This window comes from Mesorhizobium sp. dw_380, from assembly GCF_018588885.1.
Classification (GTDB): domain Bacteria; phylum Pseudomonadota; class Alphaproteobacteria; order Rhizobiales; family Rhizobiaceae; genus Mesorhizobium.
Genome location: NZ_JAFFIW010000036.1, coordinates 38906 through 57585, shown reverse-complemented (window position 1 = coordinate 57585; position 18680 = coordinate 38906). Strand labels below are relative to the sequence as shown.

Genomic DNA, 18680 nt, shown 5'->3' with positions numbered 1-18680 from the left:
CGGGTCGGGCGATAGGCAGTCATGCCCTGCCCTTCCTGCGGGTCAAGCACTCCGAAAAAACATTTCCCCCATAAATGCTAGATCTTCCGTTGCCTTTTCGCGGGCTTCTGCGTGAGGTGAGGCACGCCATCCATGGCATGTGGCACACGCACGCGATGCCAGTGCACGGTCGTTTTCTCGGCAAGGCCGTTCTCTACCTCGACCCGCACGCGCTCGCCCTGACGGACCCGGATTTCCGGGCCTGGAACGGGCCTTCGGCGCGCAATCGAGCCCGGTTCACCCGGCCCAATGGCGTCCACTTTGGGGGCGCATGCACTGCAGACCCGCTGGACCTGATCCGGGAGAGGATGGGCGCGGCGATTGGAATAGCTATGAAAGCGCATCGGACCGTGGAACTGCGCGCGCAGACTTTCGGAGGAAGGCTCGCTTTTAAACGTTATCGTGCAACTCTGACCGTTCTTCGCCTTGGCGGGTGCCGCGGAAGAATCCCGGGTTCTGCGAGCGCTGCGAGAACACCTGCGGTCGATCCTGTACCACAATCTCGCGAAGCTCGATGCTCTCTACAAACGATGTCTTGGATTCTCACGCCCTTATTTCAGCACTTCGCTCGCTTGCCCGACTCGGCCGCGGTCAGCCTTCACCGCCAATTTTATTGGCGCAGCGACGTTCCTATCGGTTCAGGCGAAGCTTCTTGAACCTGCCGCTCTCTCGTTGCCCTGGCACGATTAATCGTCCTCTCAGTCTGTCATTGGCGGAGTCGCTCCTGAGGCGCGCGCCGGCGAGTTCGAGGAGCGCGTGGCTATCTCCTCGGTCCAGCCGGATTCCGCTGCGCGCTCAGCCAATTCCTGGAAGGCCGATTCCAAGGCGAGCTGGCATTGAAGGCCGCGGTCCGGATGGTCGACTAGCTTGGTTCCACGATCGCAATGCTTGATCGCTTCATTGCAGGCCATGGGCTCTCGCCCTCTCCTTTTGCCACACGAGGCGCCAGCTCACGTGTTGTGCGCCCCGGCAACCGCTTTCACCAGCCGCTCCAGCGATCCCGCGCGCTCCAGCTCCGCAAAGAATGATGCGGCGTGACGCTACCCAGCCGGTGCTTCTCGGCCATTTGCACACATAGGGATAGTCGACCATGAAATCGGACCGAGGCGAGGCGTTGGACGTTTCAGTCTTGGTCTGAATGCGCCGCCCACGAGCCGATCGGCCTTCTCGATGATTTGGCGCACCCTCGTTGTCGACAAGCCATGTTCCTGAGCCAGGTCGGCGAAACTCTTGCCCTTCAGAAAGCCGTCGACCAGGGCTATGTTCCTATCGACGGTCGGCTAAATCCCAGCAGGCGCGCGCAGTTTTCCGGCATCATTCCGTTTGTTCATCCGCTTGTCCGCGCCCCCTGCAAATCCTACCGGGCCAAATCGGTGCTTGGAAGACCCACTCATGTCATGGCCTCGGGAAAGTACAAGGCCGACGGTTATGTGAATACGAAAGATGCTGGCGATCACCATGATCGTTGGTGACCGCTGACCTCCCCAATGTCGGCTTCGACGGCACACCGGGAGCTCTCGGCAATGTTGAATAATTCCGTTTGAAGATGGTTGACTTCGTCGTCGAGGCTCGATCCATCAGGATCGGTATCGACGATTCTATATTTGAGAAACCCAAATTCGTTTGACTCGCGCAATTCGCTGTACGGCGTATCATCGCAAGCGCGGGATTCCGACATCCTGCGAAGTGCCCGCGTTGCTGGAATCGATTTTGCGGAAGTAAAAAGGCCCCGGCGCTGGGTCGGCGCGCAGGGCCTTCAGGCATGTACGAGCTACCAGCATGTCCAGTTATGATCGTGCGCTATCATAATGAACAAACGGTGAATGATCGCTATCCGAGGTGCAGGGCGGGCGAGATGGTGGGGCGGTGGGGGACCTGTACCGCTGCAGCGGGGCCACGAGCAGCGACTCGAGCCATGCGCCACGCTGCAGGACCTCGATTTCGGGCCAAGCCTCGAGCCCGCAACTCGCCTTGCTTCTCGGAAATCATAAGGCTTTGTGGGGCGGTTAAGCAGCGCGATATGGCCGCGGCGATACGAAGTTTTCATCTTTACCCTGTTCAGACGGTCAGGCTGCCTTCGCCGCCGGCTTGGCTGCCTTGACATGGGTTATACTGCGGCGACCGTCGACGCCGATCGGAACGTCACCGTCAACCGTAGCGCGACGCACAACCCGGTGCTGGTCGCCATAGTCGTTGACCGCATAATGCTGGTTAGCACGGTTGTCCCAGATAGCGACGTCGCCTACTTGCCAGCGCCACCGCACGGTATTTTCCGGGGCAGTGACGTAGGACTGGAACACCTCGTAGAGTTTGGCGGAATCGCTCTTGGAAAGGCCGACGAGGCGCTGCACGAAATTGCCGAGCAGCAGCGACTTCTCCCCGGTTTCCGGATGGACGCGCACGACCGGATGCTCGGTCTCGTAGATCGTCGATGTGAAAACTTCCTCGAAGTGCTTCTTCTCTTCGGCTGTGGCGCGCGGGCGCACGGCTGCGTAGTCGTAGGCATTGCTATGAATAGCCCACAGATTGTCCGCCAATATTTTGAGCGGCGCCGGCAGATTCTCGTACGCGGCGTGCGTGTTGGACCAGATCGTGTCGCCCCCCGCCGCCGGAATGACGACGCCACGTAGGACCGAGAATTTCGGATAGGCATCGACGAAAGTCACATCGGTATGCCACTGGTCTGGCCTGCCACCGCCACGGCCGGAATCGAGATTGAGGATTGAGGCCGTGCCGGCTGCCGGCCCCTGCGTGGGATGAGGTACAAGGTTACCCAGACGCCGCGCGAACAATTCCTGCTCCGCATCGTCGAGATGCTCCTGGCCGCGGAAGAAGATCACCTTGTGTTTTAGAAGAAGCTGGTTGATGGCTGCTATCGCTGCGTCCGAAAGGTCTCCACCAAGGCGAACGCCTCTGATTTCAGCTCCAACACGGCTGGTCAGCGGTACAACGTCGGAGTCAGGAATTCTCTTCGTCAAGCTCGAAAGCCAAAATCCCGGCGGATCGATCAAGGATCGCATTGCGTTGTCGATGATCGTTAATGCCGAACAGCGTGGCCAGCTCGCGCCGGGCGGTACAATCATCGAAGCGACCGCTGGCAACACAGGGCTCGGCCTGGCCTGGCGGCACGAAGCGCGTGATCGCGTGTCCAAAAGCTGACAGCGTCAGACAAATGTCAGGTTCATTACAACCAACATCTGGGCACTGACGAGGTTTTTCGAAGCAATGGGCGCTAACTGCGCGCTGAGCGCGTTGGCATGGCTTTTGAGACTGAGTGACTGTGACTGCACTTAATGGGGCAAGACGAGCGATGCGCTCCTCCCTGAACCCGTGTGCCGTCTCTGAGAGGAAACCAGCTCGTGCAGAAACCTTTGGAAATAGCTTTGGACCGCAACGTGGTATTGCAGATGGAGTCCCCGGCTCCTTCGATTAGAGTCGAGAACTGGCTGCATGGCGAGCCCCTCACGAGCTTTGAGCCCGGCAAGTGTACATAGTCGAATTTTGGGCAACTTGGTGCGGCCCATGTGGGACGGGATGCCCCATCTGATCCAGCTGCAGGGCGTCGCCAGGCGCGCCATCTGGACAGCAGGAGCTGGACTATGGGCAAGGTAACAGGCTTTCTCGAAATCGACCGGCAGGTGCACAAGTACCAGCCGGCCTCCGACCGCATCCGGCATTTCCGTGAATTCACGCTGCCGATGTCGGACAAGGAGGTCGAGAAACAGGCCGCGCGCTGCATGGATTGCGGCATTCCGTTCTGCCACGGGCCAACGGGCTGTCCCATCCACAACCAGATCCCGGACTGGAACGACCTCGTCTACAATGGCGACTGGGACAATGCGATCCGCAACCTGCATTCGACCAACAATTTCCCGGAATTCACCGGCCGCATCTGCCCCGCACCTTGCGAGGAAGCCTGCACGCTGAACCTCGAGGACATTCCCGTCGCCATCAAGACGGTCGAGCAGGCGATCGCCGACAAGGCTTACGAGACCGGCCATATCAGGCCCTATCCGCCGGAGAAGAAGACCGGCAAGCGCGTCGCCGTCATCGGCTCCGGCCCGGCCGGCATGTCGGCTGCCCAGCAGCTCGGCCGCGCCGGCCACGACGTCCATGTCTATGAGCGCGAGAGCCGGCCCGGCGGGCTGATGCGTTACGGTATTCCCGACTTCAAGATCGAGAAGCACTATATCGACCGGCGCATCGAGCAGATGCAGGGCGAGGGCGTCACCTTCCATTGCGGCGTCAATGTCGGCGTCGACAAGCCTGTTGCCGAGCTGCTCGCCGAACATGACGCCGTACTTTATTGCGGCGGTTCCGAAACGCCGCGCGCGGCCGGCATTCCCGGCGACGATCTCGGCGGCGTGCATGACGCGATGCCCTATCTGGTGCAGCAGAACAGGCGTGTCGGCGGCGAACCGATCCAGTCGGTGGCGTGGCCGTCGCATCCGATCCTCGCCGGCGGTCAGCATGTCGTCGTCGTCGGCGGCGGCGATACCGCGTCCGACTGCGTCGGCACCGCCTTCCGCCAGGGCGCGGTCCGCGTCACCCAGCTCGACATCCGCCCGCAGCCGCCGGAAAAGGAAGACAAGCTTTCGGTCTGGCCCTACTGGGCGACCAAGATGCGCACCTCGTCCTCGCAGGCCGAAGGCGCCGAGCGCGAGTTTCAGGTGGCGACGCTCGAGTTCATCGGCGAAGACGGCCAGCTGACCGGGGTCAAATGCTGCGAGGTCGACGAAAAGCGCAAGCCGATCGCCGGCAGCGAATTCGTCATTCGTGCCGATCTCGCGTTCATCGCCATCGGCTTTGCCGGGCCAGCCGCTCGCGGGCCGGTGTCGGAACTGGCCGGCCAGATGAAGATCGCCATTGACAGCCGCCGCTCGAAGAATGTCGAGGCCAATGACCGGGACTACAGGACCAGCGTCGAAAAGCTCTATGCGGCGGGCGACGTGCGGCGCGGCCAGTCGCTGGTCGTCTGGGCGATCCGCGAGGGCCGCCAGGCGGCGCGCGCCATCGATGAGGCGCTGATGGGATCGAGCGTGCTGCCGCGCTGAGTCCGTCTCGAGACCCTACTTGTGCGGCCACCTGAAGGCGCTTTCCGCCCTTCCGCTGCCCCGGGCAGCTTACGGACTGATCGCCGTGGTCGTTTCGGTTGTGGCCCCGGCCGCAGGCTGCCGCCTTGGCGGCCAAGAAAAATCGTCGGCGCGGCCGGGCGAAGCAGCGGGCGCCTTGCCCTCGACGACGAATTTTTCACCGGACCCGTCCGGCTTGGCCGGCGCTGCGGCACCGAGAAGTTCCGAACCGCCGTCGAATGCCGGTGATTGCGAGTCGGCGTCGGTAGCCGGGTCGGCGGCCTCAGTCTTTTCCTTCGAGGGTGGACTACGCTACTGGCCCAGTACCGGCAAAGCATCGAAGGAACTTTACAATCATAAAGGTACGTCACTGGTCTCGCGGCTCACCTATGACGATCTAGACGCGCATTCGAGTGAAGTCTTCTTCAACGCGATCCACAATCCGACTGGCATTTTCGTAAAGGCCTCCTCGGTGCGGGCGGCATCAGGGAGGGTTTTCTCATGACGAGGACTTCTTACGGAAATGGGGGGCTACTCAAACACATTCAGTGATCAGCGCGGGGGCGGCGTCAGCTATTTCACCGCCGATCTTGGATATAATTTCTTGAATTCACCGCGCTACCGCATCGGTGCTTTTGTTGGCAACAATTTCTGGCACGAGAGCTACGACGCTTTCGGTTGCACGCAGCAGGCGACCAACTGGGGAACCTGTGTGCCAACCGTCCCACCTACTTCAACCTCATCAGCCAGGACAACGATTGGCATTCGCTGCGACTCGGCTTGGCCGGGCAGACGCAACTCACCGAGCGACTCAGCCTTTCTGGTGACGTGGCGTTCCTCTTCACGCGGCTCGACGGCAAAGATCAGCACCACATGCGCCCCAAGATCAAGCTAATTCCCGAAGACGGCGATGGGCATGGCGTCCAGCTCGAGGCGATGTTGCGGCCGTGGCGAATAACGGCACCGCTCATTTCGAAGAGGCAATGGGCGGTCGTGGTTCCCCGCAGGCCGACGATTGGAAGGCAAAGCGCTACGGCGTTTTCGTGCAGGCTAGCATCAAGTTCAACTGAGAGAGCAAGAACCGAGGAGAGCGGCGATGCCACTCCAGCTCATTACGATCGTTGGATCAACAGAAGGAAGTTTTCCGAAGAGTTCTGCAGGCGTGCGCAAAGTCGCCAGACAAAGTTCTCTCGGTCCATAGTGTACGTGCCGTCACGCCCGTTCTCGACATGGTTGAATGATACGTCCCGCGCGATCGATCAAAGTCGTTTTTCATTGGTTTTCCGGAAATCGCGGGTAGCACAGCGTGCTGTGACCCTCGCCTGCTGGTTTTCTGTCAACGCGCAGATGAGGGAGAATGAGCGTACAGCAAAAATCATCAGTGCTGTCGCTTTCGCCAAAGCCCGCCGCAGCTAAACGGGGTCCCACGCCCGGTAGCGCCCCCTGCCGGTCACCTCACGGATGCCGAGTTCGGCACCAGCCCGAGCGCAGCGCGCTGGCTAATTTTCAGCTCGGCCGCGACCAGGCCTGCCGACACCAGCGGCCGCGCCAGCACCAGCTCGATCAGCGCCGGCAGGCTCGAGTTTTTTGCGCCGGTTCCTGAGCCGGCGCTCCATCTGGCTTTTGGCCAGCGCCTGGATGATTGCAAGGCTGAAACAGTCGATGGAACGCCCCTCCAGCGAAGCCGAACCGGACGAGGCGCGCGCGCCAGGGCCTTCGCCTGCCATCGGCACGCTGGGTTTAAGTGCTTGGGGTGACACGGCGTGATCTCCGCCGTTGGCGGGAACAGGGCAGTGCAATAGTACTGCCCTGTTCCTTTTGATCAGAGGCCAGTGCGGATTTCTTCGGCAAGCGCCCTCAACGTCGTCTCGACGTCATCGCCGTTTGCCATCTTCTGCATCGCCACGGCCCATGCGTTCATGGCTTCGCCGAAGCCGACACGCGGTGTGAAAGCCAGCGCGGCTTGATCCTGTATCTTTTTGAAGCTGTCAACGAAGTTGTTGAACTCGGGCTGCGAAGCGTACTTAGTCTAGGTATCGTCCTGCCAGGTCGACGTGCGCGGCGGATTGACGAGCTGGCCAGCAAGGGCACCCTTGAGCGCCACCTGCTTGGAGGTGGCCCACGGGATGAACAGCCAGGCCGTGCCCTTCTTTTCGGAAGCCGCGTTCATGGCGAGAGCCCAGATCCAGATGTCAGAATCCAAGCTCGTGGCGCTCGGTGCGTGCAGCGGCGGAGCGAAGGCGATCTTGCCGGATGCCGGCTTCCCCGCAACATCGTTCCAGAAGCCGAACATTTTTGAGTCGATCGTCATCGCGGTGCGGCCGGACGAGATGCCGTCCACGACCTGGTTCCAGTTATCATTGGCGAAGGAAGGAGCCGCGCACTTCTTGATCATGTCCGAATGTAGTCGTATCCAGCATCGGTAAGCTTCGGATCACTCAGGTATTTGTCCAGCAGGCGCCACTCGGAGCGAGGTCCTACGCGGGCTGAATGCCAGTGCCGAACACATCCCATGCTGGCGACTTCGTCGTCAGTTGGATCGTCATCTTGTTCCAGTAAGAATCGTCTGGGTAGAGTTCCGGCGTGACCTTGATGCCGGGTCAGCTTCTCGAACTCCGGAAAGTTGCGCAGCGAGAGCATCCGCATAGGGGTGGATGTCGTAGGCCCAAGTTATGCTGGTCCCTTCGAATTGACGCCAGTTCACGGTGTCGGCAGCGGCCGAATTAGTGAGCGATGCCGAAACGGCAAGAAACGCCAAGTCAAAAGCAAGCTGTTTGCGTAGCGACGCGCACCTGTAACGAGTACGGGGAATGAGCGACCCATGTAATCCTCCCTGGGGCATTTTGCCAATTTTTGGGTCCACTCCTCCATCCCGAGTTTGCTCATAGCCACAATAAGCGGTTTCCAACGACCTCGCTCTGAATGCACCAGGCCAACTGGGTAAAAACGGGTAACCGGCACTTAAAGGCGATGTAGTATCGCCACCAGAAATACTGCTCCGTGGTGCTGGCCTTTGCCTGGGGGCGCAACACGGCAACTACCCGCTCAAAACGGTTGGTCCTCTACCTCTTATTCACCGTCGCTTTCCTCGCGGCCTAACCCGGCCGGAATATCCGTTGCCAGAAAAAGGCCTCGCGGCCGGTTCGAGGCGCATCCCTCCTCCGAAGCAGCACGCTCAAGTATCGTCACAAGCCCCGAGCGCTTCGCGTTCGGCGATGTCCAAATTCCGACAATGTCGGATACAGTCAGATCTACTGGATTGCGTTTGAATGGTTTTCTCATTTGGCACAGTACATGCGGGTCATCCGCAAAACACGTGACCGACCAACAAGAGTTCGCATGATCACCTTACCACAACATACAGCCGCCGCGGAACAATCACTTGGCCCCTGATCGCCCGCCCCGGCACCACAACCGGAGTCATCGATGTTCTGACAGGCTGCCCAAGGATACCTGCTGCAACAGGGCTTGCCCTGGTGACGACCACTCCGGCTCCGCCGGTTACCGACGAGGGCAAAGTGACGGATTTCCTGCTTTTCAACGGCATGGAGGTGGCTGTCATTCCCGACCACCGCGCCGCTCGTCACCGATATGGTCTGGTGCAGGATCGGCAGCGCGGATGAGCCGCCGGGGATATCTGCATGTCTTCGAGCATCTGATGCTCAAGGCGCCTCATGACGAGCACGGCTCCGTCGCCTGGAGAGATTGAACCCAAAGGGAGATTCAGATGTCTGAAGCGAATCAGGAAAAGTTGGACGCATTCTTGGGGAAAATGGTCGGCGATCTCGGTGCGATCGCAACGGGCGCGGGAGTCCTGCTGGGGGACAGACTCGGCCTGTTCAAGGCATTGCGCGAAGGCGGCAAGATGACGGCCGCCGAACTTTCGACACGCACCGGCACCCAGGAACGCCTCGTAAGGGAATGGCTTTCCGGGCAGGCGGCGGCGGGTTACGTCGACTACGATGAAGCGAGCGACAAATTCTATCTCAACGCCGAGCAAGAGCTGGTGTTCGCTGATGAAGACAGCCCGGCCTTCATGGCAGGCGCATTCGAGTTCCTGTCCGCGCTGTGGCTCGATGAAGAAAAGGTGAGGCAGGCATTCCAGTCCGGCAAGGGCGTCGGGTGGCACGATCATAGCGCGTGTCTGTTTCGCGGTACGGAACGGTTCTTCCGTCCAGGCTACAATGCCAATCTGATCGACTCCTGGCTGCCGGCCTTGGAGGGCGTCGTCGAGAAGCTCGAACGCGGCGTGGACGTCGCGGATGTTGGATGCGGTCATGGTGCATCGACCGTGCTCATGGCACAGGCCTTCCCCAATTCGCGCTTCGTCGGCTTCGACTATCATGCCCCCTCGATTGAGCGCGCCCGCAAGGCGGCCGAGGTAGCCGGCGTCGGCGTTAACACGCGGTTCGACGTGGCGGCCGCCAAGAGCTATCCCGGAACGTATGACCTCGTCACATTCTTCGATTGCCTTCACGACATGGGCGACCCGACGGGCGCCGCCACCCATGTCCACGGATCGCTCAAGCCGGACGGCACGTGGATGATCGTCGAGCCGTTCGCGCATGATCATCTGGCGGCGAACCTCAATCCCGTCGGCCGCGTTTACTATGCCGCTTCCACTTTCGTGTGCACGCCCGCATCCGTGTCGCAGGAAGTCGGGCTCGCGCTTGGAGCCCAGGCCGGTGAGGCGAGGCTGCGCAAGGTTGTGACCGGCGGCGGCTTCAAGCGATTGCGTCGCGCCGCGGAGACACCGTTCAACATGGTGCTGGAGGCCCGCCCTTAGCGTGGCCGTCGCCAGAAATTGCAGCTCATCGCATTTGATTGAAGATCACCGCCAAAAATCCGGACGCATCGGGGACATTTTCAAGGCGCCTGGGTTCACGCAGAGGTCGCTGCCGAGTTGTGTGCCAAGAGTCCCATACGTTGCGGCTCAGAAAGGACCCGACGCACGGCTACGAACATGCCCATAGTGATGGCCGCTATAATCACATATGCCCACCATGGCGCGTTCACAAAGCTGGTAAGCCACGTCGCACCGAACGCGCTTACGACAAAAACGAGAGCCTCGATAAAATGACTGAGCCTGTACACATTCAGTCGTCTCATCCTCATACCACCCATCCAAAGACTGAGCTTGTTGCGCTACTGCGACAGAGCCTAACATATTGGAGAGCGCTCACTATTTCTATGCTAAACAGTCTCGCCTGAGTATATGTTTTGAGTCGCTAATTATGGAATTCTGCCAGTCTGCATTTCCCCTGATCTGATGTAGAGCAGCTTCTAAGTGGGAATTAGTCCCCCATCGACCGGATCGGGCGACACGAACATGCGCTGAAGGCTTGGCGGAACGGCTACTGGGACCATGATGCTACTCGAATGCAAGATCGTGTCAGAACGTCCCGGGAAGGCTGCAGGCAGGGGATGTCAGGTCAATCAGCCTATAGATATGATACCGCCCATTCGCTGAGACTTCACGATGGGCATAGGAGGTGGGAATTCGTGCCTTGAGATGGACGCGGCTGTCGGAGCAGGCGAGCACGGCAGCAGCGATGGCCTGAACCTTCGGGCCGCTGACAAAAACGTTCACCACCGCACGCGAGCCGAACCCGTCGAGATACGTCTCGAAAGCATCGAGGTGGGCCATCAGCCCGAAAGCCTGGATGTCGCGAACTGGGTTTCACGTACCTTGGCCACCTGTTGATCGAGCAAAGCATCGATATGCGCATTCTTCTCGCTTCTTGGGACGAGGAGCGAGATCCGTTCCGGACTGACGATATCGATCAATCCGTAGAATACGTCGGCATCTCCTCCGATCCCCACGAGCAGGACTTTCTCTTCGCCCATTCCTCCGCTGCCTTGAAGATGAGGGACGGTGACGTATCGGTCCAAGCCGCTGGAAAAATCCTCTTTGCCGATCGCGTTCCCGTAGATACCTTCGGCGTACCCGAATTCGAGAGACTGAATCGACATTTTCTTGAATGCCACCGCAATCAGCCATTGGATGTAGATTCGCGGCATCGTCGAGCACTCGACGAAAACCTTCCGCAGGCTTCCTTCGTATGAGCCACATGAAGCGGCCATCTGAGTGAGCAGGTGATCGAGGAGATTGATGTTCTTCTGATACTCGATGGAAGGCTCGAGGGTGATCGCAGTCACTTCGACGCCCCATCGGGTACCCATAGCGATGAGCTTTCGCCGGTTTTCTTCGACGGCTGGGACGTTCGCTTCCTTCAGAGCAAAGTCCAGAACCACGATTTTGCCGACCTTCAGGTCAAGATGGTTTTCGAACGCGGCGAAACGCGTTTCCCATCCAAGCGCGACGATCGCGATATCTGCCTCCATCGTTTCGCAGGTACCTGCATCTCTCGCCTTCTCAGTGACGGCCAGATGGCCGAAGACTCGATACTCGACAGTTGAAGCGGTCATTCGAGATCGCTCTCGAAAAGCGAGTGCTGGAATTCGGTCTTGAGTGCGGGCCGCGCGACGAGCTCCTTAAACACCGAGTCGGCCCAGTCTTCTGGGAGCCGATGCCTGGTAAAAAGCAGGTCGACCATCTGCGCCGCAGGGATTGTGTTGATTTCGTACGGGCCGCGATAGGAGAACCCGAAGTAAGGTGCAAATCGCCGATGCAATCTGATCAGCATCTCCTTCGATGCGGGGTCGGCGCGGTCCACCTCAAAGTTGCCGGCGGCGGAGACCTCCCGGATAAACCCATCCCTTTCCGCCCGACGCAGGACCTCGTCCAGTTTTCCGCTGGGTTGCTCCAGTCGGTTCACCAGCGAGCGCATTTCCTTTAGATCAACCCTGAAAATGCCTCTCTCTGTCGTTCCTAGAGCATTTTCTTCGGCAAACTCTGTCTGGAGGCGAGCGGTCAGGTAACCCAACGCCCGCACCATGCGCACGCTCTCTTCTTCGTACGGATGTGAAAGCGCCTGAAGTCCATCAAGCTTCCGTTGAGAGGCGGCGTTCACAGCCTGTCTCTGCTGTTCGAGATGAATCTGTAAATCCGAGTTGATGAATTCCACCAGTTTTCGTGGATCACTGGAACTCGGAACACTGCGGCGGAAGATCTCTCCCATTATATCAAGGAAATCGCGTATACAGACGTCGCTCAATGATGTGATGATCTGGTGCCCTACGTACGGGTAGTCATGCAGACGCAGCATCTGGCACGCTTTCAGAAAAGCCCATCCCTGTTTCCGGGCGATCGACCTCTTCAGATTTGAAGCATCCGCCTTGCTCATGGGCCGGCGCTTGATTTCCGGGTTCATGAGCGCGAGCGCCAGCCCTTCGGCATAAGGGCGCGCTTTTCGATCAAGAAGGAATTGCTGCTGATCCGCCGTCCTCAAATTCACGGAGAGGAATTCACGTGCTGCATCAGCGAGTGCCACAAGCTCTTCTCTGCCCTCGGAATGACCCGATATGATAACCCGCTCGATGATGTCATTGACGGAAAGCCGCCCCAGCCGGTTTTTGAGCGAAAACGCGCTGAGCGCATCGTTGCGCTTGAGATCACTCCGCAGATGGTCAGGAAGCGCATAGTAGAGCCGAAGCGACGACACGTTCTCGCACAGCGTGGCGAACTCCCTCGGATCGACTGAATCAAGATTCTCGACGTCCCGGTCAGCATTCGAGAGCGACTGGCCGGGTATGATCGTCCGGATCGTGTCGTAAAGGCCGCCGATGTAGGCGAGGACCCATTTCACATTGCCGCGCGTCTTCCTCACCAAGGTGTTCAGGAACTGCTGTTGGAGCGGTGTCAGTGCCTCACAGTCGTCAATCAGGATCTTGAAGAAGGGCGCCCTGTCACCGGCGAAAGATGGGCCATTTAAAAGTGGGGTGATCGCGGTCGCGACCTTGTTAATGATCGCGCCAGGGTCTGTCGCTCTGAAGCCGGTCGCTCCCTCATCGGCGGCAAAGAAGAACGCGTTGAAGCATTCGTCGACGTACCGGGTTATCCCACCCCGCAGCTCATCTATGCTGAAGAAGTCGAGACGGGCAGGTTGGGGTATGAAGTGCAGCACTTCGCGATGCAGTGCCAAGGCGACGTCCCTATCTTCAGAGGCCCGGTATTTCAAGTGGCTGTCGCGTCTGAGCTGGCTGATGCTCTCGAGCAGGCGTTCGACTATCTTCAGCTCCAGATAGTGAGAGAAGATTACGAATTGCCGCGGGATCACGGCGGCCGTGTCGAAGCGTATCCGCTCCGGAATGAGGTTCAGAACCGCGTTGTCGATTAGGGGCGAAAATGTCTCATTGAGCTGGAAGAAGACGCCATACCAGCCGAGCTTGCCGACTTGGTCCGCGAGACTTTTGTCTTCGAGGATATGAACTGTGGAAAGCGAGCGAAGAATACTGGTCTTGCCGCTGCCTCTCGTCCCTGCGACGAAGACCGGCTTGGCGGCGGCAGAAATCAAGGCCGACTTCTGACTGAACCACAGTATCGGGCGACTTTCGTACTCGATCCTGTTGGGGCCGAACGGATTCTCCATCTCTATTCGTCCCTTACCTTAATGCGCCAAGCCGAGTTTGCCTTCGTGAGGCCGTCTATCTCGACGAAGCGCGCCGCTTGGAGCATCAGAAGAGAGTCTTCCAAATCTAGCCCGAGCTCGGCGGAGGCGGCAATCTCAGTGATCTCGTCCCAGAAGAGTAACCCATTCCCGCGCCTGGTGGCATGGTCGCGCAGTCGGCGCATCAGGTCAAACGTGTCGTTGTTCAGAAAGGCCTTGCCGTTGGACATAGTCGAGATGAAGCAATGTTCGCCTTCCATGACCGTCCCGTCGGCGACATTGGTGCGGTAGGGTATAAGTCGGATGCCGACGAGCTCTCCCTGGTGCTGAGATGCAGATCAATTTGCCGTCCGGAAACCTTGGATCGTTGACGATCTCGACCGGATCGGCATGTATGTGTCCATGCAGGTAGACGATAGGCTTGTTGCCCTGCAGCAGCTGAGTTCTGACAAATCCGCTGTTGAGCATCTCCGCGTATGGCGTAATGCGCGGAGTCTTTTGTGGCAGCAGATTGTGATGGCCGATCATGATGCCGTAACGCATGTCGGGCTGCTGGAGCAATTCCTGTAGGCCTGCAAGCATCTCACGCGAGATGTATGGCGTGTCCATCTGACCGTAATACTCGTCGTCGGACGCCTCCTTGTCTGGATCGCTGGGAGGTGTCGCGGGCGAATGTCCCGAGGTGTCCGGCGAGCCGAGATCTACAGGTTCTGTAGAAGGACCGAGTGCCTCGAGACGATCACGAAGGAACGCGGGAAGGTTCTGAAGCTCCCAACTGCCTATCGCTGTGTTGACGAGGATGAAGTTTGCGCCTGCGGATCCTGTCGGAAGTCTGAAGTGCACGGGTTGGTCCACGGGAACGGTCTGCCAACCCAAGCGGGCGGCTAAACTCGCCATTTCGCTGAATTTCTCAGTCGGTCCAAGTTCGCGCGCGTCATCACGGTTCACATCGTGATTTCCCGGTACGAATATCAACGGAAGCGCCTTTGAACTGCGCCCCTGTGCGCGGCAGAGCAACGTGAAATGCTGGAATGCCGAAGCAATGAAAGTCTTGTCGCCACGGCTCGTGAAATCCCCCATGAAGGCGATCGAATCCAAGGGCTTCGAAGTCGTCAGCCGCCGAAGCTTCGTCAAGACGGCACGCAGCGAAGACGCGCGTAGCTTCTGCGTTATTTTCGGAGCGAACTTGCTATCCTTGGCATCGATGTTGCTAGAGGAAGGATGCCAATCCGGATAGTGAATATCGCCTACTTGAAGGATTCGCACCCGTCGCATAACTCGCCCCCCCGCCGAGAGCCATAGACTAATCCGTTCGCTTTTGCCAAGCGCGAAACGATCATCCGACCGCATCGCCTGGAAAGCGCGTTTATCTTTTTGTTGGTAATGGAGAGGCACGACGCAATTGTGCCCCCGGTTGCTTGTCTGCCCACCAAATGGGCACTCAATCTGGGCGCATGGCTTATGATTTCTCGAGTTTGTCCCATAACGAGTTTGAGGATTTGGCCCGCGACCTCGTAGGTCGCGAGATCGACAAGCGTTTCGAGGCCTTTCCCGAGGGACCGGACGACGCGATGGATGGTCGACATGCCCTTGCCGGCGGCGACATTGTGCAGGCGAAGCACTACCAGCGGTCAGGCTTCTCGGCGCTGAAATCCAAGATGAAGAGCGAGCGCACAGCCATTGATGGCTTGGCGCCCTCGCGATACTTCCTCGTCACGTCGGCTTCGCCCGCGGCAGGCGGACACCGGCATGCGCAGCAGGATGAAGCCAGTGAGGGCCAGTAATACACGACAATAGTCATTAGGCTAGAGTACAGTCGCCTTGGGAGGCTGTTCGAATTCAATCCGGCGCTTTTCGGCATCCTTTTTTCGTTTGGTGGTGTCGATACGATATTGGTCAATTCCATCAAGATCGCTCTTCATATCGTTTGGTGTTGGAACTGGAATGGCCTTGGCGGACGCCATGTCATGTCCAGAACGCTCCGAAACTCGCTTCATGGCCCAATAGATTCGCTTGTGGTCTTCGTCCTCGACCACCACACCCTTCAGGCTCTGTGTCTTGACATCGCTGTTAAATCGCTCGACGACTTTACCGAGCAGGATTTCTTCAACGAGCCTCTCCCAGGTTTCCCGAAGATCGCTGTAGAAATCCTTCGCTGACCTTCGCCAAGCATCGGTGGTGAAATCAGTGGCGCCGTCGAAGCTCTTCAGGCGCGTCTTGAGAGTCTCGATGCGCTTCGTGACAGACTGTGCGATCCACGGCTCGTCAGTTTCGCTAATCAAGCCAAAACCGGCAGATTCGGACTTGTTGATGTAGTTTCGAACAAGGGGAATCGGCGGATTGGCCTGCGCAGCTGCGTCAACCACCTCGTTGAAGAACAGAAGATTATGGGTGAAAATAATAATCTGACGTCCTGTGGCCGCTTCTTTTACGAGCCTTGCCGCGACCCGCCTGATCCGAACATGGTCGAGAGATGACACGGGGTCGTCGATGATCATGCCTTGACGCGATGTGTCTCCTCCGACCTCGGCTAAGAAACAGGCCAGGGCAAGCGCGCGCTGCTCTCCTTCGCTTAAGACCTTGCTGTTTGAGATCGCTTTTGCCGCGTTGAGCCCGACCTCGAAATAGCTCTGCCCATCTTGACTACGATCATTAACTGCGAACGGGATGTGCGTTAACGCCAGAGTCTCAATCTCGGCGACGACGCGCTTTTCGAGATCCTGCATGACGAGGCTTCGTCGAAGCGACGTCATCTGCCGTGACACCGAGCCTGTTTCGACAGCATCGCAGCATGAGAGAAGCTTGCGCCGCTCTTCGAGATTCGCCAAGCGCGCGAGAACGATGGTGAGATCGTCGCCCAGTTTTTTCCGATCCTTGAGTGTATCGCGACGAGCTCGATCGGTAGCGCGGTTCCCGTCGTCGGCCGCTGCCTTGTCGTCCGTCAGCGCTTCGGCCTCTAGCGCCTCCGCCTCCGTTCGGAGTTTCGATGCAACTGGCGCCGCAAGTTGCGGGAACGCAGCGTACTCGGACAGCGCAGCCGCAACGACAATTGCATCACGCCTTTTACCTGCCTCGACATAATATGCCGAGATCAGGGCCACCATCGCCTTGCGTGCGGCGGACAGATCGCCAAACTCTCCGAGAGCCGCCTCAACCGCCTCCCCGGTCGCAATGGTGAGTCCTTTGATTTGGCGCAGGGCCTCTTCATGGGCAATAGATGCGACTTGCGCCGCCTTATTTGCGGCGCCCGTTACGAAGTCATTGAAGGATTGGATCCGCCCCGCGGCGTCCGCCGTCATCGGCTCCTGGCAGAGCATGCAACGATCGCCTTCCTGATCTGGCAAGTGCTGATGATCGATGCCAGTGACGCTCGCTAAATAGGCTCGTGCATGGTCGAACATATACCGCCAGGGAGAAAGCCCAACGCCGCTCAACGGCATAGTCGCGAACGCTCCTGAGGCGGCAAGTTGTGCAGCCTGCGCTGTAGAATCGGCTGTTGCATATAGATTGCGATAAATCTCGAGGGCCGCCGCTGAGAGAGCCGCGTCGATCTGTTCAGATGCAGTCAGCAGTTTTTCCAAGGCCGCCTTGGCACGCCGACGCTTTGTCGCCATCGTTGAAGGGTCGCTTGCCAGAGCCTGTTCGAGGCCAGCGAGATCAGCCATGTCCTGCTCTGAGAGGGCAGCGAGGTTTTTGATTTCGGCTGCGGAAGGCATCACGTCCTTTGACTTGATTTCGAGACGAGCCAGCAGCTTTACGACCGCGCCGGCAGCTGTGTACCCACTCGGCAATGGTGTCTTTAGGTTCTTTTCGATCGCTTTGATTTCTTCCCGGAAGTCGGCTTCGAGCTCGGTGCGGTGACGTCCATGGCTTTCGAGAAGCGCGATGGCTGCGGGCAGAAAACCGATACGGTTTTGCTTATCGACGTAGAGGCGAGCGTTCGCGGAGTCGAAAACGGAGATCCGTGCAATTGACGCGGGGGGCAGCGTTCCGTCCTTCCAGGTTATGGGGGTCGGTTCCGTAGCACCCTCTTCGAGAAACCGGACAAGCACTTCGGCTGGCGGTTTGGTGCCGATCTCGAACACGTTGCCAAGAAGATCATCCGCCGTCAGACTACGGCAAAGCTTCTTCGCGATCCGGCAATAGCCGCTCTTTCCGCTTCCATTGTCGCCGTAGATAATGGTGATGCCATCGGTGGCGAAACGCAGTTGCTGCTCTTCGGCGAGGCGGTTCAAATGCTTGACGGGGCCGAGTGAGCAAAGCACCGCGCGCGGCTCGTTCGAACTGTTGGCCCTCAAATGCTCCGCCGAGAGCGGAGAGCATTCGGGCAGATCAGCGGTAAATCCACCGACGTGGCGGACCCGAGCTGTTACACCGGCCTTATCCTCCTGCTCGAGGTTGAAGCCCGGCCGCGCGGCGTGTCTTCTTAAGGCATCCCTAATCCAGTCGGGCTGCTTATCCGCCCATTCCAAAAGTCCAACCTCGGCCATTCCTGCCCCCCGAATCTTACCATCATTATACTTATTGATCTGTCCAGATTCGATGAATTCGCTTGTCTGGACAAATTTTCCTCGCGATCGCACATAGAGTGCTGGAGATGTACCAAATAAATGACCTCCCCCCGCGCCGCTAGGTCAGCAAACAAATGCTTCAGCGATCAAACGTCTCCACAACGACATCAGCAATCAAAGGCATTGGACCGCGCGCACGAATTTAGGTAGCCGGCAACGCGTACGAGGAGATAGAGCTGGAAGTGCGTGCCTTTCGATAGTCTATGGGCGGAATTCGACCGCCTCACCGATAGGCCGATCGAGGTTCGCCGTCACTGTCGGGCTGGGTCCGAGTCCGCGATAGGCGCCACGACAGCGCTCGCGATAGGCGCGCAACGCTTGGTCCATGGCGCCCGGACCGCCACACATTTGCGGATGACGTCCTGCCCGTCTTGGGTTTCAGCAGCGTGCGCCGGCGCTCCGATTTCCGCGACTTTTGGATCCCCTCCAATCGTGACGACCGATTATCGCCTGTCTCCATTTCGACCGTTATCTGGGCGGTAACACTT

At 58.7% G+C, this 18680-nt stretch carries 17 protein-coding genes and 2 pseudogenes; 9 read left to right on the top strand and 10 right to left on the bottom strand.

Annotation, left to right across the window (positions count from 1 at the left end; translation table 11 throughout):
* Nucleotides 1–77: 77 nt before the first annotated feature.
* On the bottom strand, nt 78–383 hold the full coding sequence (locus JT360_RS34255) for a multicopper oxidase domain-containing protein (protein ID WP_370451711.1): 306 nt from the start codon (nt 381–383) through the stop codon (nt 78–80).
* Between the two features lie 858 nt (nt 384–1241).
* Here JT360_RS34255 and JT360_RS26170 point away from each other — a divergent pair.
* Nucleotides 1242–1511 carry a hypothetical protein gene (locus JT360_RS26170; protein WP_024504272.1) on the top strand — a complete coding sequence of 90 codons (270 nt, stop codon included), beginning with the start codon at nt 1242–1244 and terminating at the stop codon, nt 1509–1511.
* Between the two features lie 594 nt (nt 1512–2105).
* Here JT360_RS26170 and JT360_RS26165 read toward each other — a convergent pair.
* Nucleotides 2106–3059: a TauD/TfdA dioxygenase family protein gene (locus JT360_RS26165; protein ID WP_127322137.1), complete on the bottom strand. Its 954-nt coding sequence runs from the start codon at nt 3057–3059 to the stop codon at nt 2106–2108.
* Between JT360_RS26165 and JT360_RS33735 the strand changes: the two genes are divergently transcribed.
* The 5 genes from JT360_RS33735 to JT360_RS26140 all read left to right on the top strand — a co-directional run bounded on the left by JT360_RS33735 (nt 2953) and on the right by JT360_RS26140 (nt 6527).
* Complete coding sequence (locus JT360_RS33735; protein WP_081714349.1) at nt 2953–3198, top strand: pyridoxal-phosphate dependent enzyme; 246 nt, start codon at nt 2953–2955, stop codon at nt 3196–3198. The two genes, JT360_RS26165 and JT360_RS33735, sit on opposite strands and share 107 nt — an antisense overlap.
* A 325-nt stretch (nt 3199–3523) precedes the next feature.
* Complete coding sequence (locus tag JT360_RS34250) at nt 3524–3586, top strand: hypothetical protein (RefSeq protein WP_502703033.1); 63 nt, start codon at nt 3524–3526, stop codon at nt 3584–3586.
* A gap of 52 nt (nt 3587–3638) precedes the next feature.
* Nucleotides 3639–5093, top strand: coding sequence for a glutamate synthase subunit beta (locus JT360_RS26150; protein ID WP_024504270.1), 1455 nt, complete (start codon nt 3639–3641; stop codon nt 5091–5093).
* A 19-nt stretch (nt 5094–5112) separates the two neighbouring features.
* Nucleotides 5113–5616 carry a hypothetical protein gene (locus JT360_RS34245; RefSeq protein WP_185928961.1) on the top strand — a complete coding sequence of 168 codons (504 nt, stop codon included), beginning with the start codon at nt 5113–5115 and terminating at the stop codon, nt 5614–5616.
* A 173-nt stretch (nt 5617–5789) separates the two neighbouring features.
* Nucleotides 5790–6527 (top strand): hypothetical protein, encoded by a 738-nt coding sequence (locus JT360_RS26140; RefSeq protein ID WP_127322442.1) that lies wholly within the window; start codon nt 5790–5792, stop codon nt 6525–6527.
* Here JT360_RS26140 and JT360_RS26135 read toward each other — a convergent pair.
* Nucleotides 6524–6745 (bottom strand): annotated as a pseudogene (locus tag JT360_RS26135) (helix-turn-helix domain-containing protein); the annotation flags it as partial. The gene JT360_RS26140 and the pseudogene JT360_RS26135 overlap by 4 nt on opposite strands.
* Before the next feature lie 395 nt (nt 6746–7140).
* Complete coding sequence (locus JT360_RS33725; RefSeq protein WP_245454714.1) at nt 7141–7506, bottom strand: extracellular solute-binding protein; 366 nt, start codon at nt 7504–7506, stop codon at nt 7141–7143.
* A 1054-nt stretch (nt 7507–8560) separates the two neighbouring features.
* Here JT360_RS33725 and JT360_RS26125 point away from each other — a divergent pair.
* Nucleotides 8561–8781, top strand: a pseudogene (locus JT360_RS26125) (insulinase family protein); the annotation flags it as partial.
* 57 nt (nt 8782–8838) lie between these two features.
* Nucleotides 8839–9897: a class I SAM-dependent methyltransferase gene (locus JT360_RS26120; protein ID WP_024504268.1), complete on the top strand. Its 1059-nt coding sequence runs from the start codon at nt 8839–8841 to the stop codon at nt 9895–9897.
* 606 nt (nt 9898–10503) lie between these two features.
* Here the strand turns inward: JT360_RS26120 and JT360_RS26115 are convergent.
* Genes JT360_RS26115 through JT360_RS26095 form a run of 5 tightly spaced genes read right to left on the bottom strand, consistent with a single transcriptional unit; the run spans nt 10504 to nt 15016 of the window.
* Complete coding sequence (locus tag JT360_RS26115; RefSeq protein WP_214475259.1) at nt 10504–10758, bottom strand: hypothetical protein; 255 nt, start codon at nt 10756–10758, stop codon at nt 10504–10506.
* A complete protein-coding gene (locus tag JT360_RS26110) occupies nt 10758–11540 on the bottom strand; it encodes a hypothetical protein (protein ID WP_214475257.1) in 783 nt (260 codons plus the stop codon). The genes JT360_RS26115 and JT360_RS26110 overlap by 1 nt, the downstream gene beginning before the upstream one ends.
* Nucleotides 11537–13603 (bottom strand): ORC-CDC6 family AAA ATPase, encoded by a 2067-nt coding sequence (locus JT360_RS26105; protein ID WP_126057629.1) that lies wholly within the window; start codon nt 13601–13603, stop codon nt 11537–11539. Before JT360_RS26105 ends, JT360_RS26110 begins: the two co-directional genes overlap by 4 nt.
* Nucleotides 13604–13605: 2 nt before the next feature.
* Nucleotides 13606–13851, bottom strand: a complete 246-nt coding sequence (locus JT360_RS26100; protein WP_148129478.1) for a hypothetical protein — start codon at nt 13849–13851, stop codon at nt 13606–13608.
* Nucleotides 13811–15016 (bottom strand): metallophosphoesterase family protein, encoded by a 1206-nt coding sequence (locus tag JT360_RS26095; protein ID WP_127319045.1) that lies wholly within the window; start codon nt 15014–15016, stop codon nt 13811–13813. The genes JT360_RS26100 and JT360_RS26095 overlap by 41 nt, the downstream gene beginning before the upstream one ends.
* Before the next feature lie 59 nt (nt 15017–15075).
* Here JT360_RS26095 and JT360_RS26090 point away from each other — a divergent pair, with 59 nt between their 5' ends.
* Nucleotides 15076–15405: a hypothetical protein gene (locus JT360_RS26090; RefSeq protein WP_186815491.1), complete on the top strand. Its 330-nt coding sequence runs from the start codon at nt 15076–15078 to the stop codon at nt 15403–15405.
* 21 nt (nt 15406–15426) lie between these two features.
* Here the strand turns inward: JT360_RS26090 and JT360_RS26085 are convergent, their stop codons facing one another.
* Entirely contained in the window at nt 15427–18111 is a 2685-nt protein-coding gene (locus JT360_RS26085; RefSeq protein ID WP_126063811.1) for an AAA family ATPase, read from the bottom strand.
* Nucleotides 18112–18680: the final 569 nt, after the last annotated feature.

Coding starts and splice junctions, on each gene's coding strand:
- JT360_RS26120 (WP_024504268.1), top strand. CDS start 8,839: ATGTCTGAAGCGAATCAGGAAAAGTTGGACGCATTCTTGGGGAAAATG.
- JT360_RS26105 (WP_126057629.1), bottom strand. CDS start 13,603: ATGGAGAATCCGTTCGGCCCCAACAGGATCGAGTACGAAAGTCGCCCG.
- JT360_RS26165 (WP_127322137.1), bottom strand. CDS start 3,059: ATGCGATCCTTGATCGATCCGCCGGGATTTTGGCTTTCGAGCTTGACG.
- JT360_RS26170 (WP_024504272.1), top strand. CDS start 1,242: ATGTTCCTGAGCCAGGTCGGCGAAACTCTTGCCCTTCAGAAAGCCGTC.
- JT360_RS26090 (WP_186815491.1), top strand. CDS start 15,076: ATGGCTTATGATTTCTCGAGTTTGTCCCATAACGAGTTTGAGGATTTG.
- JT360_RS34255 (WP_370451711.1), bottom strand. CDS start 383: ATGCGCTTTCATAGCTATTCCAATCGCCGCGCCCATCCTCTCCCGGAT.
- JT360_RS26150 (WP_024504270.1), top strand. CDS start 3,639: ATGGGCAAGGTAACAGGCTTTCTCGAAATCGACCGGCAGGTGCACAAG.
- JT360_RS33725 (WP_245454714.1), bottom strand. CDS start 7,506: ATGATCAAGAAGTGCGCGGCTCCTTCCTTCGCCAATGATAACTGGAAC.
- JT360_RS26085 (WP_126063811.1), bottom strand. CDS start 18,111: ATGGCCGAGGTTGGACTTTTGGAATGGGCGGATAAGCAGCCCGACTGG.
- JT360_RS26110 (WP_214475257.1), bottom strand. CDS start 11,540: ATGACCGCTTCAACTGTCGAGTATCGAGTCTTCGGCCATCTGGCCGTC.
- JT360_RS26115 (WP_214475259.1), bottom strand. CDS start 10,758: ATGGCCCACCTCGATGCTTTCGAGACGTATCTCGACGGGTTCGGCTCG.
- JT360_RS26100 (WP_148129478.1), bottom strand. CDS start 13,851: ATGTCCAACGGCAAGGCCTTTCTGAACAACGACACGTTTGACCTGATG.